Source organism: Halomonas sp. THAF12 (assembly GCF_009363675.1).
Classification (GTDB): Bacteria; Pseudomonadota; Gammaproteobacteria; order Pseudomonadales; family Halomonadaceae; genus Halomonas; species Halomonas smyrnensis.
The window spans coordinates 480,035-494,262 of record NZ_CP045399.1; the positions used below are offsets into that span (position 1 = coordinate 480,035).

A 14,228-nucleotide genomic window follows, 5' to 3' on the forward strand; every position below is an offset into this window, starting at 1 on the left:
CTCAACCTTAGACCAGAGCCCGGAGGGTTTCAAACAAATAATAACAAATCGGCGTGTCTTGAAACGCCAATGAGTCTCCGAGATGCTTTATCGGATATCCTGCCGGTGTGTATCCGGCATGTCTTTGTTTATTTAATATTCTGATATTATTGCTGTTTTTGGTTTTCCTTGAGCGTCTATCACGGGCCTGGATGAGCGCCCTTGCCGCGTCGAGGTGGCGGCGTTAGCATAAAGTATAAGTTGTAATAACTTGTCTATTGCATGAGGGCGGGTCACTCTTGCTGGTGTATTTCCCGGCAGCGAGTCTCGCAGGCCCTGCCGGGGGGCTTTTAAACGCTTACCGACAAGAGAGATAACTCATGCGAAAGCTCACCCGTCTCTTCTGTGCCTCCCTGCTGGTGGCTTCTTCGACGGTTGCCCTCGGCGATGACTATCCTGCCAAGCCCATCACGTTGATCGTTCCCTGGTCGGCCGGTGGTGGCACCGATGCGGTCGGTCGGCAGTTTGCAGCGGGCCTGCAGGACGAGCTGGGGCAGCCGGTCAACGTGGTCAATCGCACCGGCGGGTCCGGCGTCGTGGGCCACATGGCGATGAAGATGGCGCCGCCCGATGGCTATACCCTGGGCCTGGGGACGGCCGAGATCGCCACCTACCAGCATATCGGTACCGCGGCTCTGTCCTACGAGGACTTTACACCGATCGCCCTGCTCAACCTGGACTATGCGGCCTTCACCGTGAATGCCGACTCGCCCTGGCAGACCCTGGACGAGGCGCTGACCGATATCGCCGAGTCGCCCAATGAATACACGGTGTCCGGGTCCGCGCCGGGCGCTGCCTATCACCTGTCCTTCGCCGGCTTCCTCGATCAGCAGGGCATCGACCCCAACACGGTCAATCTGGTGCCCAGCGAGGGGGCGGCGCCGGGGCTGCAGGAGCTGGCCGCCGGGGGAGTGGACATCGTGTTCTCGTCGCTGCCCGAAATCGAGTCCATGCGTGAGTCCGGCCGTGTCCGCACGCTGGCCGTGCTGGCCAATGAGCGTGAGGAGGCCTTCCCCGATGTACCGGCCGCCAAGGAAGTGACCGGCGACGACTGGTCCCATGGCTCCTGGCGTGGCCTGGTGGCCCCCGAGGGGCTGCCGGAGGACATCGCGCAGCGGCTCGAGGCCGCCGCGGAGAGCGTCTGGAACTCCGAGAACTTTCAGTCGTTCATGAGCGGGCGCGGTTATGGCGCCGTATGGAAGGGGCCCGAGGGCTTCGAGGCGTTCATGGCCGAGCAGGACAGCAATAACGAGACCATCATCGACAAGCTGGGGCTGGCCCAGTGATGGGGTCGCTCCGACATCCGGGAGGTGTTCGAGATGCGCACCAGTGATGCGGTGTCGGGCGCGATGGCGGCAGCCCTGGGGGCTGCCCTCATCGTGGCGTCGGCCGACCTGAGCCCGCTGCCGCGCCAGGTCTACGGGGCCGGCACCTTTCCCAAGGTGGTGGGTGGGCTGCTGCTGCTGATGGGGGGCTTGATGGTGATCAAGGGGCTGAGACAGCGCCAGCCCTGGTGCCGCTGGACGAGCAAGGTCGCGGCTCGCCCCTTCCTGCTGACGCTTGCCGCCGTGGTAGCGAGCGTGGTCGCCTACGTATGGCTGACGCCGGTGCTGGGCTTCCCCATCGTGGCCTTCGTGCTGCTCAGCCTGCTGTTTCGTGCCTATCACCGCCGCGGGTGGGCGCGGGCAATGTTGACCGCGGTGCTGGCGACGGCGGTCATCTGGCTGTTGTTTGCCCAGCTGCTGCATGTGCCGCTGGAGCCCGGGCTCCTTGAACAGGTGTTGTACCCATGACCGAATTGCTGCAAGCGACAGCCATGGTGTTTCAGTGGGAGGTGATCCTGGTGATCGTGGCCGCCTCCCTGTTCGGCCTCTTCATGGGGGCTATTCCGGGGCTGACGGCGACCATGGCCACGGCCCTGCTGGTGCCGGTGACCTTCTTCATGGACCCGCTGCCGGCCATCGCCGCCATCGTCTCGGCCACCGCCATGGCCATCGTCGCCGGGGATATTCCCGGTGCCTTGCTGCGCATGCCGGGCACGCCCGCGTCCGCGGTGTATGCCGACGAGGCCTTCCTGATGGGCAAGCGCGGCCAGCTTGGCCTGGCGCTCGGCATCAACGTCACCTGCTCGATGCTCGGTGGCGTCATCGGGGTCGCGGTGCTGGCGCTCTTCGCCCCGCGTATTGCCGAGTTTGCGCTGGAATTCACCAGCGATGAATACTTCTGGTTGGCGCTGCTGGGGCTGTCCTGCGCCATCCTGGTGGCCGGAGGTGACCCGCTCAAGGGGGCGATCTCGATGCTGATCGGCCTGGCCATTGCCATGGTCGGCATGGATAGCGTCTCCGGTCAGGTGCGTTTCACGCTGGGCAACTACAACCTGCTGGCCGGCATCTCGCTGCTGCCGGTACTGATCGGGCTGTTTGCCATCACCGAGCTGCTGCGTAGCCTGCCGACCGCAGGGCGAGGGGCCTCCCGCAAGGAGACGCCGCGCCGTGAAGGGTTCGGTGGTGTCGCGGGCACCACCTGGCGCTACAAGGGCGGCGTTGCCCGGGGCGGGCTGCTGGGCACCATGATCGGCGCCTTGCCGGGGGCGGGGGCGGATATCGCCTCCTGGATCAGCTACGCCATCAGTCGCAAGCTGTCCCGTGAGCCGCAGAAATACGGCACCGGCCATCCCGAGGGGCTGGTCTCCGCCAGCGCCGCCAACAACGCGGCCCTGTCCGGGGCCTATATCCCCGCGCTGGTGTTCGGCATCCCCGGCGATACCGTCACCGCCATCATCATCGGCGTACTGACGACCAAGGGGATCACCCCGGGGCCGGATGTCTTCACCGAGCAGGGGGCGCTGGTCAACGCCATCTTCCTGGTCTTCGTGCTGGCCAATCTGCTGCTGTTGCCCCTGGGATTCATGGCGATCAAGGGCGCCGGGCGCCTGCTCTCGGTGCCGACGGGGGTTCTCTACCCATTGATCCTGATGTTTTGTATCGTGGGCGCCTTCTCCGCCAACAACAGCATGTTCGACGTCTGGGTAATGCTCGGGCTGGGACTGGTGGGTGTCTTCCTGATGGAGAACGACTTCCCCCTCGGCCCACTGATCCTGGCGTTCATCCTCGGGCCGATCATCGAGAGCAACTTCATGCGCTCGATCCTGAAGTCCGATGGTGATCTGACCGCCTTCGTCGACCGGCCCATCGCCATGGTGCTGGCGGGGCTCGCCATCCTGGTCTGGACGCTGATCATCGCCAACGGGGTGTGGAAGCGCCCGGGGCGCCGTGCGTCGGCCAGTGAAACGGCCGCCGAGGCTTGAAGATCCGCGCGACAAGGGCGCCTGGGGTGTCGGGAGCGGGCCCCCCAGGCCCCTGATGCAGACGGTAGCAGAGACGCCACCTCGGGGAATGGGGTCATCAGAGAGCAGGGTAACCGGAGCACAAGGAATATGGCACAAGACGAGAAGTTTTCACTGGCTTCGGCGGTCTACGAAAAGATTCTGACGGCGATCATCGAGGGCCAATACCCGGTCAACAAGAAGCTGCCGACCGAGGCGCAGCTGTGTCAGTGCTATGGGGTATCTCGCCCGGTGCTGCGCGATGCGCTGGCCCGCCTCAAGGAAGACGAGCTGGTGGTGTCGCGTCGCGGCTCGGGCAGCTTCGTGATACGCCAGCCCGACAGTGCCGTGCTCGAGTTCGCTCCCATCTCGAGCATCGCCGACATCCAGCGCTGCTTCGAGTTTCGCACCAATGTCGAGGCGAGGGCGGCGCACCTGGCGGCGCTGCGTCGCACCCAGGACCAGCTGGATCATATCCGCCGCTGCTATGACATCATCGACGCGGCCAACGCCCGACAGGACCTGGCGACCGATGAGGATTACCGCTTCCACCTGGCCATCACCGAGGCGGCCAGCAATCACTACTACACCACCGTGCTCAAGTCGCTCAACGAGAGCATCAAGAACGGCATGAACCTCACGCGGGGCCTCTCTCTGATGGCCTCCCAGACGCGGTTGCGCAAGGTGCAGGACGAGCATCTGGATATCGTCGAGGCCATCGAGGCGCAGGATGGGGAACGGGCCGAAGCCGCTATGCGGGCACACATCGACAACGCGCGTCGCCGCATGTTCGAGGGCACTCACTGACCCCGCGAAAAAGGGCGGCTAACGACAGCCCGGGGCGTTCCCGGGCCGCTTCGTATCGCCCCATGTGCCGCACTCGGGCCGCATGGCCCGAGACGGTGCCCGCCACGACGTGCAACACAGTGGGGCGGTTTCCATCAGTCGACGAGGCTGTCATCGCGCATGTTGGCGCGCTCGAGGTGGACCGGTAGCACCCGGCCGTACAAGTGCTTCACCCGATGCGGCGTTCCCACCATGTCGGGCTGGCGCGCCCATGAGGGAATGGCCACATGACGCGCGCGTGAGCCCTGAACCCGTGTCACTCGGTGCAATGTGTAGCGGCCCATAAACAGCTGCATGTCTCCCGCGCCGAGGTCGAGGGTCCGGACCTTCGAGCGGTGGCCCGCCATGACGGCGGCGACATCATCATAATGCTCATCTTCAGGGTCGCGTATGCCCGGCACGTACTCGAACACCCCGCCGTGCTCGGGTGGCCGGATCATCCAGGTCACGGTGAACTCGTTGGTGTCGAAGTGCCAGGGGAAGGCGTCGCCAGGCTGCATGGCATTGAACGGCATGCACGCCAGTGGGTCCGCGAATCGGTGCAGCGGATCGATCTCGAACGCCTGGGAAATGAACCTCGTCATGCCCTCGCTTTGGTACAGCGTCTGCAGGTCCGAGTCGGCATCGATCAGGTCGGAACAGACGAATCCGTTGGTGCGCTCCTGAAAGCGGTTGATCGGATGTGTTTCGCCAAGCTCCGGGCGAGGCTCGCAGAAGTAGGGGTTGTGACTGGCCTGGTGACGATGGGCCTGGGGCGCGAGGAGTTCTGCCTCACGGGCGATGCGCTCAACGGCAGCCGGACGCAGCAAGCCCGGCAGTGTGCAGCAGCCATCCTCGGCCAGCGATGCCTGGCAGCGCTCCACGAGCTTGTCATAGGCGGCCGTGCCGGGCTCGTGAATCGGATATCGTTGCGTGTCGATGATCTCGTCCAGTGCGGCTCTCGTGTTCATCATGGTCTCCGTTACGTCGTTCACGGCATTGTCGATGCTCGCCCTGTGATTGGGGAAACGAGATTTGTTAGTGTCAGAGATCGAAAAAATCGATAGGCAGGATGGGGCAGGCCATGAACATCGACCACATGCGTGCGTTCCTGGAAGTGGCCGCCACCGGCAGCTTCCAACTGGCATCCCAGCGACTGAATGTCACCCAGTCCACGGTGTCGGCCCGCATCAAGGTGCTGGAACAGCGCCTGGGCTGTGTGCTCTTCGATCGCCGGTCCAGTGGCGCCGACCCGACCATGGCGGGGCGTCAATTCCATCGCTATGCGGCCACGGCGGTGCAGGCCTGGGAGCAGGCCCGTCATGACATCGTGCTGCCCGAGACGTTGAGCTCGGTGGTGGGACTCGGGATCCAGACGGCGCTCTGGGAGCGGGTCGGCTACGAGTGGATTCAGCGTATCCAGTCTCGTGCGCCTGAATTGGGGGTGCGCACCGTGGTGGACTACTCGGAGCCACTCACGCGTTTCCTATGCGATGGCTTCCTGGATGTCGCCATCATTTACGTGCCGCAGAAACGCCCGAACCTCACGGTCCAGCGGTTGATGGAGGAAAAGCTCATCCTGGTATCGGGGACTCGTGACCGTGAGCTCAATGCTTCCTGGTCGGAAGATTATATCTACGTTGACTGGGGAGATGATTTTCGCCACCAGCATGCGCTCGCGTTTCCGGAAGCGCGTACGCCGAAGCTGCAGATTGATCATCCCAGCCTGGCGTTTCATTTTGTCCTTGGGCGCGGTTGCTCCGCCTATCTACTGGAAAGCTCGGTGCGCGTCCATCTGGAACGTGGCGATCTCCATCGTGTGCCGGGAGCCCCGGAGTTTTCGTGCCCGACATATATCGCGTACCCCAATGACCCCATCCAGCCGGAGCGACTGACGGTGGCCATCGAGGAGCTGCATCGCCTGATTGCCCCCGGTTGAACCGGGGCGTGCTGTCGGCCGGTACCGCGCGTGTCGGCGCTTCGGCTCGGGGCATGCCGTTTCGCCCCTCGACCCGGTTCGCCCCTGAGTCAGTGGCGCCAAGCCTGAACCGGTCAGGCCCTTGCGGGGAGGCTCGACGACCCGATGGCCACCGGGAACGGCAGTGTCGTCGCAGGGCCGGATAATCGCCCATCCCGATCAAGCATCTTTGTCATCACTCGATGTTCGGCATATGAGTGATGCCAGCCTCATCGAACCCCGGCCCTGCCTCCAGACATCCCTGATTGCCTTCGTGCCCACCGCCCGGTGGCGTGCGGTGACCGCGGCGGCCGGTGTCGATGCTCTCCGCGAGGCCCGCGATCGCTCCATTCAGCAGGGGCAGGGTGCCGGCGAGGAGGGGCGAAGTCCCGTTCATCGCCATCCATTGTGCTTTTTCCCTCGCTATCGTCGGCGAATAGGGCTTGGCCATCCGGTGAGGCGCGGGGCGGGCCCCTCGGAGCGTCGAGCCTCGATGCTTCTTTATTTCATATATGGAATAATAATTTTGTATATAGAATTTTGTTGACGCCTCGAGGAGAGGCTCCTTAGCCTAGGCGTCAAATTCCAGAGGAGTGAGTCATGAGCACCGACGGTAACTTCATCAACAACGAGTTCGTCTCTAGCCCTCAGGCCGCCACGATTCCGGTCTACAACCCCGCCACCGAGGCGTTGGTGGGGCAGGTCCAGGCGGCCACCACCGAGCAGGCGCTCGAGGCGGTAGACATCGCCGCCCAGGCGCAGAGGGCGTGGCGCAAGCTGACCAGCGTCGAGCGCGCGGCCCATATGTACAGGCTGGCCGATGCCCTGATGGAGCGGCGTGAGGTGATCGGCCGGGCGCTGGCCGAGGAATCCGGCAAGAGCCTCGAGGATGCGACCAACGAGGCGATCTATGCGGCAGAGATCACGCGCTACCATGCCGAGTGGGCGCGTCGCATCGAGGGTGATGTCATGCCGAGTGACACGCCCAACGAGAGCCTGCTGCTGCAGCGCGAACCCATCGGGGTGGTGGCCTGCCTGATCCCGTTCAACTATCCGGTCTTCACGCTGCTGCGCAAGGTGGCGCCGGCGCTGATTACCGGTAATACCGTCGTCGTACGCCCCAGCAACAATACGCCCCGCTCGGCCTTCGAGATCGCCGCCGCCGTCAAGGCGGCCGAGTTGCCGGCCGGGGTCGTGAATATCCTGACGATGGATCATGGCACCGCGGAGGCCGTCTGCACGCATGCCAAGGTGGGCATGATCACCCTGACCGGCAGCGTCGGCACCGGGCGCAAGGTGCTGGAATACTCCCAGGTCAATATCGCCAAGTCATCACTGGAGCTCGGCGGCAAGTCGCCGGCCATCGTCGAGCCGGACGCCGATCTGGAGCAGGCCGCGCAGCAGATCGTGGCCTCCAAGACCACCAACTGCGGTCAGCTGTGTACCGCGATCGAGCGGGTCTATGTGCATGAATCGGTCTACGAGGAGTTCGTGGGGCTGCTGAAAGCCAACCTGGAGGCCTGTGCCTTCGGCAATCGCGCCGATGAGCCTTCTCATATGGGGCCGCTGATCAACGAGAATGCCCGCCTCAATATCCACCAGATGGTGGAGCGCGCGATCGACGATGGGGCCAGGCTGGAAACGGGGGGCTATGTGCCCGAGCACAAGGGCCACTTCTACCCGCCGACGCTGCTGACGCAGTGTCGCCAGGAGATGGAAATCGTCCAGGAGGAAATCTTCGGCCCGGTGCTGCCCGTGCTGACATACGGGGACATCGATGAAGCCCTGGAGCTGGCCAACGATCACCAGTTCGGCCTCGCGTCGGTGGTGTTCACGGAGAACTACCGCACGGCCATGACCGTGGCCAACAACATCGAAGCGGGCGAGGTCTACATCAATCGCACGCCTTCCGATCCCTTCCAGGGCTATCACGCGGGCTGGAAGCGTTCCGGCCTCGGCGGCGATGACGGCAAGCACGGCATGCTGGATTACACCCAGACGCGCCTGGTCGTGCTGAACTACTGAGCCCCACCCGGATCATGGCATCGGTGCCCCGGCCTGGCCGGCCGGGGCGCCGCCCATGCCTTCCGTGACCTACCGTCTCTCACCAGCGGCATCGATGCTGCCACCATGCCCGGCGCCGGTCGTCGGGCGAGCGTCGCATCATGCCTGGTCTGTTCCCTACGCCAGCGTATCTCATAGAGGAAACTTGCATGAAAGTCGTCAGCTGCGAGGTCCATGTCGTCGCTACCCCGCCTCCGCATGTCGGTGGCATGTACTGGATTTTCGTCAAACTGGGCACGGCCTGTGGCATCGAAGGGGTCGGGGAGGTCTATGCCGCCTCCTTCCATCCACGGGTGATGGCCGCGGCCGTCGAGGACGTGTTCGAACGCTATCTCAACGGGCATGACCCGCACCACGTGGAGCGCCTGTATCGGGAGGCCTTCTCGAGTGGTTTCACCCAACGCCCCGACCTGAGCATGATGGGCGTGTTGAGCGGCCTCGAGATGGCTTGCTGGGACATCGTGGGCAAGGCCGCGGGTCTTCCGGTCTACGAGCTGATCGGTGGCAAGGTGCATGACAAGCTGCGTTCCTATACCTACCTGTACCCGCGCGACGCCAATGGCCATTACGACTACGACAACGTGGAACTGGCCGTCGAGAGCGCCCTCGAGAACCAGGCGCTGGGCTTCACTGCCCTGAAGTTCGACCCGGCCGGGCCTTACACGGCCTATTCCGGCCATATGCTGTCCCTGGAGGCGATGGAGAAGAGCGCCACGTTCTGCCAGCGTATTCGCGAGGCGGTGGGCAACAGCTGTGACCTGCTGTTCGGCACCCATGGTCAGATGACGCCGGCGGGAGCGATCCGCCTGGCGCAATACCTGGAGCCCTTCGACCCGTTATGGTTCGAAGAGCCCGTGCCGCCGGGGCAGAGTGAGGCGATGGCCAGGGTGGCGGATCATACTTCCATTCCCGTGGCGACCGGCGAGCGCCTGACCACCAAGTACGAGTTCCACGATCTGTTGCGTCACAACGCCGCCTCGATCCTGCAGATGAACCTGGGGCGGGTCGGGGGCATCCTCGAGGGGAAGAAGATCGCGACCCTGGCGGAAGTGCACTATGCCCAGATTGCCCCGCACCTCTACAACGGCCCCGTCGGGGCGGCGGCGAGCATCCAGCTGGCGACCGCCACGCCCAACTTCCTGATACAGGAAAGCATCGGCACCTGGGGCGGGTTCCATGCGGACATCCTCGAACAGAAGATCGAGTGGCGCGATGGCTACGTGATTCCTTCCGACCGGCCGGGGCTGGGCGTGGAGCTGGACATGGCCATGGTCCGGGAGCATTCGCCTTATACGGGCGGGTCGCTGCACCTGAAAATGGATCCGCGACCCTATGACGTCAAGGAACAGTCGGATGCCGGCTGGAAGCAGCGCCCGGGGTCATGACGCGATGGAAGACTACGATTTCGTCATCGTCGGCGCGGGTTCGGCGGGGTGCGTGCTCGCCAACCGGCTGAGCGCCTCGGGGCGCTACAGCGTGTTGATCATCGAAGCGGGTGGGCGCGATAGCTCGCCCTGGATCAAGGTCCCGGTGGGCTTCGCCAAGACCTACTATAACCCCCGGTACAATTACATGTACTACAGCGACGCGGAAGCGTCGCTGGCGGGGCGGCAGATCTACGCCCCGCGAGGCAAGGTCCAGGGCGGCTCTGGCTCGATCAACGCCATGATCTACGTGCGCGGCCAGGCCGATGATTTCGATGACTGGGAAAAAGCCGGCAACCGGGGGTGGGGGCACACGCAGGTGCTGCCCTATTTCAAGCGGCTCGAACAGCATCCCGCCGGGGATACCGAGTATCACTCCGGCCAGGGGCCGATCGGCATTACCCCGTTGAGGGATGGGGCGCATCCGATCTGCCGGTCCTATCTCGATGGCGCCCGTGAGCTGGGCTATCCGATCAACGAGGACTTCAATGGTGCCTCCCTGGAAGGCGCAGGGATCTACGAGGCCAATATTCGTGATGGGCGGCGCGACTCGAGCAATACGGCCTATCTGGTGCCCGCGCTCTCGCGCTCGAATCTGCACCTGAAGCGAGTCGGCCGGGTGGAGCGGGTACGGCTGGACGCCCGGCGGCGTATCGAAGGGGTGGAGTATCGTGACCGGGGCAGGCTCCAGGCCGTTCGTGCGCGTCGGGAGGTGATCCTGTGTGCCGGGGCCGTGGATTCGCCGAAGTTGCTGCAGCTGTCGGGGCTTGGCGATGGTGAACACCTGGGCCGCTTCGACATTCCCCTGGTCCGTCACCTGCCTGCCGTCGGCAAGAACCTGCAGGATCACCTGGCCGTCAGCTATTACTTCAGGGCCCGCGACAAGACGCTCAATGACGAATTTTCCTCCTTGTGGCGGAAGACCCGGGCCGGGCTGCAGTACCTGGTCAACCGTAGTGGCCCCCTGGGCATGAGCGTCAACCAGGCGGGAGGGTTCTTCCGTGGCAGCGAACAGGAGACGAAGCCGAACCTGCAGCTCTACTTCAACCCCATGTCCTATCAGATTCCCAACGACCCGAAGGCGAAACTGACGCCCGATCCCTACTCCGGGTTTCTGGTGGCGTTCAATTCATGTCGCCCGACCAGCCGTGGCAGCGTAGGCATCGTGTCGGCGGACCCGAATGTGGCGGCGGGCATAAGGCCCAACTATCTTAGCACCCGGCACGATGAAGACGAGGTGATACAGGGCAGTCGTCTCATTCGTCGACTGATGCGGACCCAGGCGATGGAGGCGGTGACCGAGGCCGAGGTTTCGCCCGCGGGGGCGGCGCACGATGATGACAGTATGTTAGAGTATTTTCGACGGCATTCGGGCTCTATCTATCATCTGTGCGGCACGTGCACCATGGGGCCCGATGCAGAAAGGGCGGTCGTGGATGAGCGCCTGAAGGTACATGGCGTGGCAGGCCTAAGAGTCATCGATGCTTCGATATTCCCTAATATAACCTCCGGGAATACGAATGCTGCGGTCATGATGGTGGCGGAGAAAGGCGCCGACATGGTGCTGGAGGATAATGGGGAGTGGTGATTGACCTCCCGAGTCGCTATCGCCGAGAGGGTGGCAGATGGTGCGTGCTATGAGAGAGAGGGTGTTGAGGGAAGTCGATCGTGAATCATGAGAAGACGAAAGCGCCAGCCATCGATCATGGTGTCATGATTCTCGATGTCCTTGCGACTTCATCCTATCCATTAACGCTGTCGGAGATCTGTGAGTCAACCGGCATATCTCCGGCAACGGGGCATCGCGTCGTCAATGCCCTGCTGCAGCATCAGCTGGTGGCGAAGGATCCGGGGAGGAAGAAGGCATACTGCATCGGCTCCAGGGTGTTCCAGATATCGTCGACCATCTATAACAAGCAGAGTCTTGTGCCGCTGTTTTATCCGATAGCGGAGATTCTGAAGAACGAGATACATAAATCCATCTTCCTTTGTGTGCCAATCGGCAGCAAGGTCGTCGTGGTGTCGAAGGTCGATGCCTCTTCCAATGACAGCGTCGATATCTTCATTGGAAAGACGATGGCGATGCAGGCGTCGGCAGCCGGGAGGGCGATTCTTTCCATGAGGCCCCAGGCCTATTGGAAAGACTATTGTGATGATCAGCCGCCTCAGGCGCTCGACGATGAGTCGCAAGGCACGTTGTTCGACTCTCTGGACAGGGCGCGCCGGCTTGGTTATGCCATTTCATCGACCCTGGATCAGGAAGGCACCGGCTGTATCGCGACGCCCGTGTTGAATATGCGCAATGAACCGATCGCCGCGATCAGCGCCGTCATCCATGGAGGCGCCATCAAGGCCGAAGATGCCAGGTCCTACTCCAAGTTCCTTGTCCAGGCGGCTCGCCAGTTGTCGGCGAGGGTCATTTGACGCCGCCCTGCGACTCATTTCGTATCCAGAGAGTCCCCATGTCGACGCCCTTACCGATCCACAAGCTGCCACCGCTGAGTTCTCTGAGGGGGTTCGAGGCCGCGGCGCGCTTGCAAAGCCTCAGGGCGGCCGCCGAGGAGCTCCACCTGACGCATCCTGCCGTCGCCAACCAGGTGCAGCGCCTGGAGGAGAGCCTCGGTGTCAAGCTGTTCAAGCGCGCAGGGCGTCATATCGAGTTGACCGCCGCGGGTGAGCGTTTCTATCCCCATGTGCGTGATGCCATTATCACGCTGATCAATGGCGCGGAGGGGGTTCGGCAGCTCCAGCACAGTTCTCCACTGCGGGTTCAGGTGTATGTCACGACGTCGATACGCTGGTTGGCGCCGCGGCTTGCCAAGTTTCACGAGGACCACCCGGAAGTGGAACTGCAGCTGATGACCTATAGCGTGGACTGGGCCTTCGATGAGGCCAATGCCGATATTGCCATCATCTTTCGCGATAGCCCGGTGCCGTCTCACTTGCACTGGACTCGCCTTTTTCCTTCCGAGCTGTTTCCCGTTTGTAGCCCGTCGATGATGGCGGAAGATGAGATTTCTCCCGAGGACTTGAAGCGGTTCCCTCTGGTCGGTGTCTATACCGAAGGTTGGAGTTGGGACAGCTGGTTAAGGCTCCAGTCATCCTCCTCTCTGGAGGAGTCGACTCCGAGAGATCATGTCATTGTGGATACGCTGGCAGCTGCCCTGGAAATGGCCGTTCGTGGAGAGGGTGTCGCGCTGGTTAATGGCCCTTTCGCCGATGATGATATAGCCGCGGGCAGGTTGACCAACCCTGTCGGTAAGGTGGTGGAAACATCGGGGGAGTGGGGCATCATATGTCACCGAGATGTGGCGAAAGACCCCCGGGTCATGGCCTTCACGGACTGGCTGGTGTCTCATATCAATTAGTGCGTGAGATGGCCTTCGTGTGACTGGAAGATCTGCCTTTAAGATGCCTCTTTTTCTGATTGGTAAACAGGGGTTAACGCCGAAAAAATAATATGAATTGCCCCGTTTTCTTGTTTTTCCTAGTCTCCTTTCCTATTCGATGAGTGGAATGGTCGTGTTGGCCCCTTGAGAGGGAGGGCCGGCCATTTTCCGTATTTGTCAGGTGAAAGGAAGATTGATCATGAAAGTGGGTTTTGTCGGGCTTGGAAATGTGGGTGGAAAGCTGGCCGGTAGCCTGATCAGGAATGGCTATGATGTCACCATCAGGGACCTGGAGCGGGACGTGGCCCAGCCGTTTCTCGATATGGGCGCCTCCTGGGCCGAGTCCTCGAAGGCGCTGGCGGAAACGACCGACATGGTGATCACCTGCCTGCCTTCTCCGGCCGCCTGCAGTGCCGTCATGGAAGACGAGGACGGCATCATCGCGGGCCTCTCCGAGGGCAAGGTGTGGCTCGAAATGAGCACCACCGATGACGCGGAGCTGGTCCGCATCGCCGAAAAGGTTCAGGCGACAGGGGCGCTGGCCATGGAGACACCGGTCTCCGGCGGCTGTCACCGAGCCGCCACCGGGAACATTTCCATCTTCGCCGGTGGCGACCGGGAGGCCTTCGACAAGGTCCTTCCCGTTCTCACGACACTCGGGCGGCGTGTGCTGCACACCGGGCCCCTGGGATCGGCCTCGGTGCTCAAGGTGATGACGAACTACCTGGCTACCGCCAACCTGTGCTCCGTTGTCGAGGCCCTGACCGTGGCCAAGAAGGCTGGCCTGGACATGAACACTGCCTATGAGGCCATTCGCATCTCCTCGGGCACTTCCTTCGTCCATGAAACCGAGTCTCAGGTCATTCTCAACGGCAGCCGCAACATCAGCTTTACCATGGATCTGGTGCTCAAGGATGTTGGCCTGTTCGACGAGCTGGCGAAGGAGCTGGAGGTGCCGCTGGAGATTTCCCCGCTGCTCATGGATATCTTCCGTGACGGCCAGGAGCGCTTTGGTCCGCGTGAATGGTCTTCCAACATCGTGCGCCGTTTCGAGGAGACCTGCGATGTCCAGGTGCTGGGCGAAGGCTTCCCTGACGAACTGACGGATGATGAGCCCGAAGAGGCGGGTTACGAGGTCGTCGTGCCCCACAAGCGGTCCTCTTGATCCATCCATGGGCATGGAATCTCTCCAGCGCCGGGGGATG

At 62.7% G+C, this 14,228-nt stretch carries 13 protein-coding genes; 11 read left to right on the top strand and 2 right to left on the bottom strand.

Annotated features, from left to right (window positions below; translation table 11 throughout):
- The first annotated feature begins 359 nt into the window (after positions 1-359).
- The 4 genes from FIU88_RS02185 (at position 360) to FIU88_RS02200 (ending at position 4,171) form a co-directional block, all read left to right on the top strand.
- Positions 360-1,325 (top strand): tripartite tricarboxylate transporter substrate binding protein, encoded by a 966-nt coding sequence (locus FIU88_RS02185; RefSeq protein ID WP_016855137.1) that lies wholly within the window; start codon positions 360-362, stop codon positions 1,323-1,325.
- 33 nt (positions 1,326-1,358) lie between these two features.
- The gene (locus tag FIU88_RS02190) at positions 1,359-1,832 is read left to right on the top strand and encodes a tripartite tricarboxylate transporter TctB family protein (RefSeq protein WP_152478008.1); all 474 of its coding nucleotides are present in this window, start codon (positions 1,359-1,361) and stop codon (positions 1,830-1,832) included.
- The gene (locus FIU88_RS02195; RefSeq protein ID WP_040478163.1) at positions 1,829-3,346 is read left to right on the top strand and encodes a tripartite tricarboxylate transporter permease; all 1,518 of its coding nucleotides are present in this window, start codon (positions 1,829-1,831) and stop codon (positions 3,344-3,346) included. The genes FIU88_RS02190 and FIU88_RS02195 overlap by 4 nt, the downstream gene beginning before the upstream one ends.
- Positions 3,347-3,475: 129 nt before the next feature.
- On the top strand, positions 3,476-4,171 hold the full coding sequence (locus FIU88_RS02200; RefSeq protein ID WP_016855134.1) for a FadR/GntR family transcriptional regulator: 696 nt from the start codon (positions 3,476-3,478) through the stop codon (positions 4,169-4,171).
- A 134-nt stretch (positions 4,172-4,305) separates the two neighbouring features.
- Here the strand turns inward: FIU88_RS02200 and FIU88_RS02205 are convergent, their stop codons facing one another.
- On the bottom strand, positions 4,306-5,160 hold the full coding sequence (locus FIU88_RS02205) for a hypothetical protein (protein WP_216647293.1): 855 nt from the start codon (positions 5,158-5,160) through the stop codon (positions 4,306-4,308).
- 113 nt (positions 5,161-5,273) lie between these two features.
- On the opposite strand from FIU88_RS02205, the gene FIU88_RS02210 reads away from it, so the two are divergent.
- Positions 5,274-6,128, top strand: a complete 855-nt coding sequence (locus tag FIU88_RS02210; protein WP_172977639.1) for a LysR family transcriptional regulator — start codon at positions 5,274-5,276, stop codon at positions 6,126-6,128.
- A 214-nt stretch (positions 6,129-6,342) separates the two neighbouring features.
- Here FIU88_RS02210 and FIU88_RS02215 read toward each other — a convergent pair whose 3' ends face one another.
- Positions 6,343-6,597 carry a hypothetical protein gene (locus FIU88_RS02215; RefSeq protein WP_152478011.1) on the bottom strand — a complete coding sequence of 85 codons (255 nt, stop codon included), beginning with the start codon at positions 6,595-6,597 and terminating at the stop codon, positions 6,343-6,345.
- A 149-nt stretch (positions 6,598-6,746) separates the two neighbouring features.
- On the opposite strand from FIU88_RS02215, the gene aldA reads away from it, so the two are divergent.
- The 6 genes from aldA to FIU88_RS02245 all read left to right on the top strand — a co-directional run bounded on the left by aldA (position 6,747) and on the right by FIU88_RS02245 (position 14,188).
- Entirely contained in the window at positions 6,747-8,171 is a 1,425-nt protein-coding gene (aldA, locus tag FIU88_RS02220; RefSeq protein WP_152478012.1) for an aldehyde dehydrogenase, read from the top strand.
- A 188-nt stretch (positions 8,172-8,359) separates the two neighbouring features.
- The gene (locus FIU88_RS02225; protein WP_152478013.1) at positions 8,360-9,595 is read left to right on the top strand and encodes a mandelate racemase/muconate lactonizing enzyme family protein; all 1,236 of its coding nucleotides are present in this window, start codon (positions 8,360-8,362) and stop codon (positions 9,593-9,595) included.
- A 4-nt stretch (positions 9,596-9,599) separates the two neighbouring features.
- Positions 9,600-11,222, top strand: coding sequence for a GMC family oxidoreductase (locus tag FIU88_RS02230; RefSeq protein ID WP_152478014.1), 1,623 nt, complete (start codon positions 9,600-9,602; stop codon positions 11,220-11,222).
- An 80-nt stretch (positions 11,223-11,302) separates the two neighbouring features.
- Positions 11,303-12,058, top strand: coding sequence for an IclR family transcriptional regulator (locus FIU88_RS02235; protein WP_253742682.1), 756 nt, complete (start codon positions 11,303-11,305; stop codon positions 12,056-12,058).
- Between the two features lie 38 nt (positions 12,059-12,096).
- Entirely contained in the window at positions 12,097-13,002 is a 906-nt protein-coding gene (locus FIU88_RS02240; RefSeq protein WP_152478016.1) for a LysR substrate-binding domain-containing protein, read from the top strand.
- A 220-nt stretch (positions 13,003-13,222) separates the two neighbouring features.
- A complete protein-coding gene (locus FIU88_RS02245) occupies positions 13,223-14,188 on the top strand; it encodes an NAD(P)-dependent oxidoreductase (RefSeq protein ID WP_152478017.1) in 966 nt (321 codons plus the stop codon).
- Positions 14,189-14,228 lie beyond the last annotated feature (40 nt).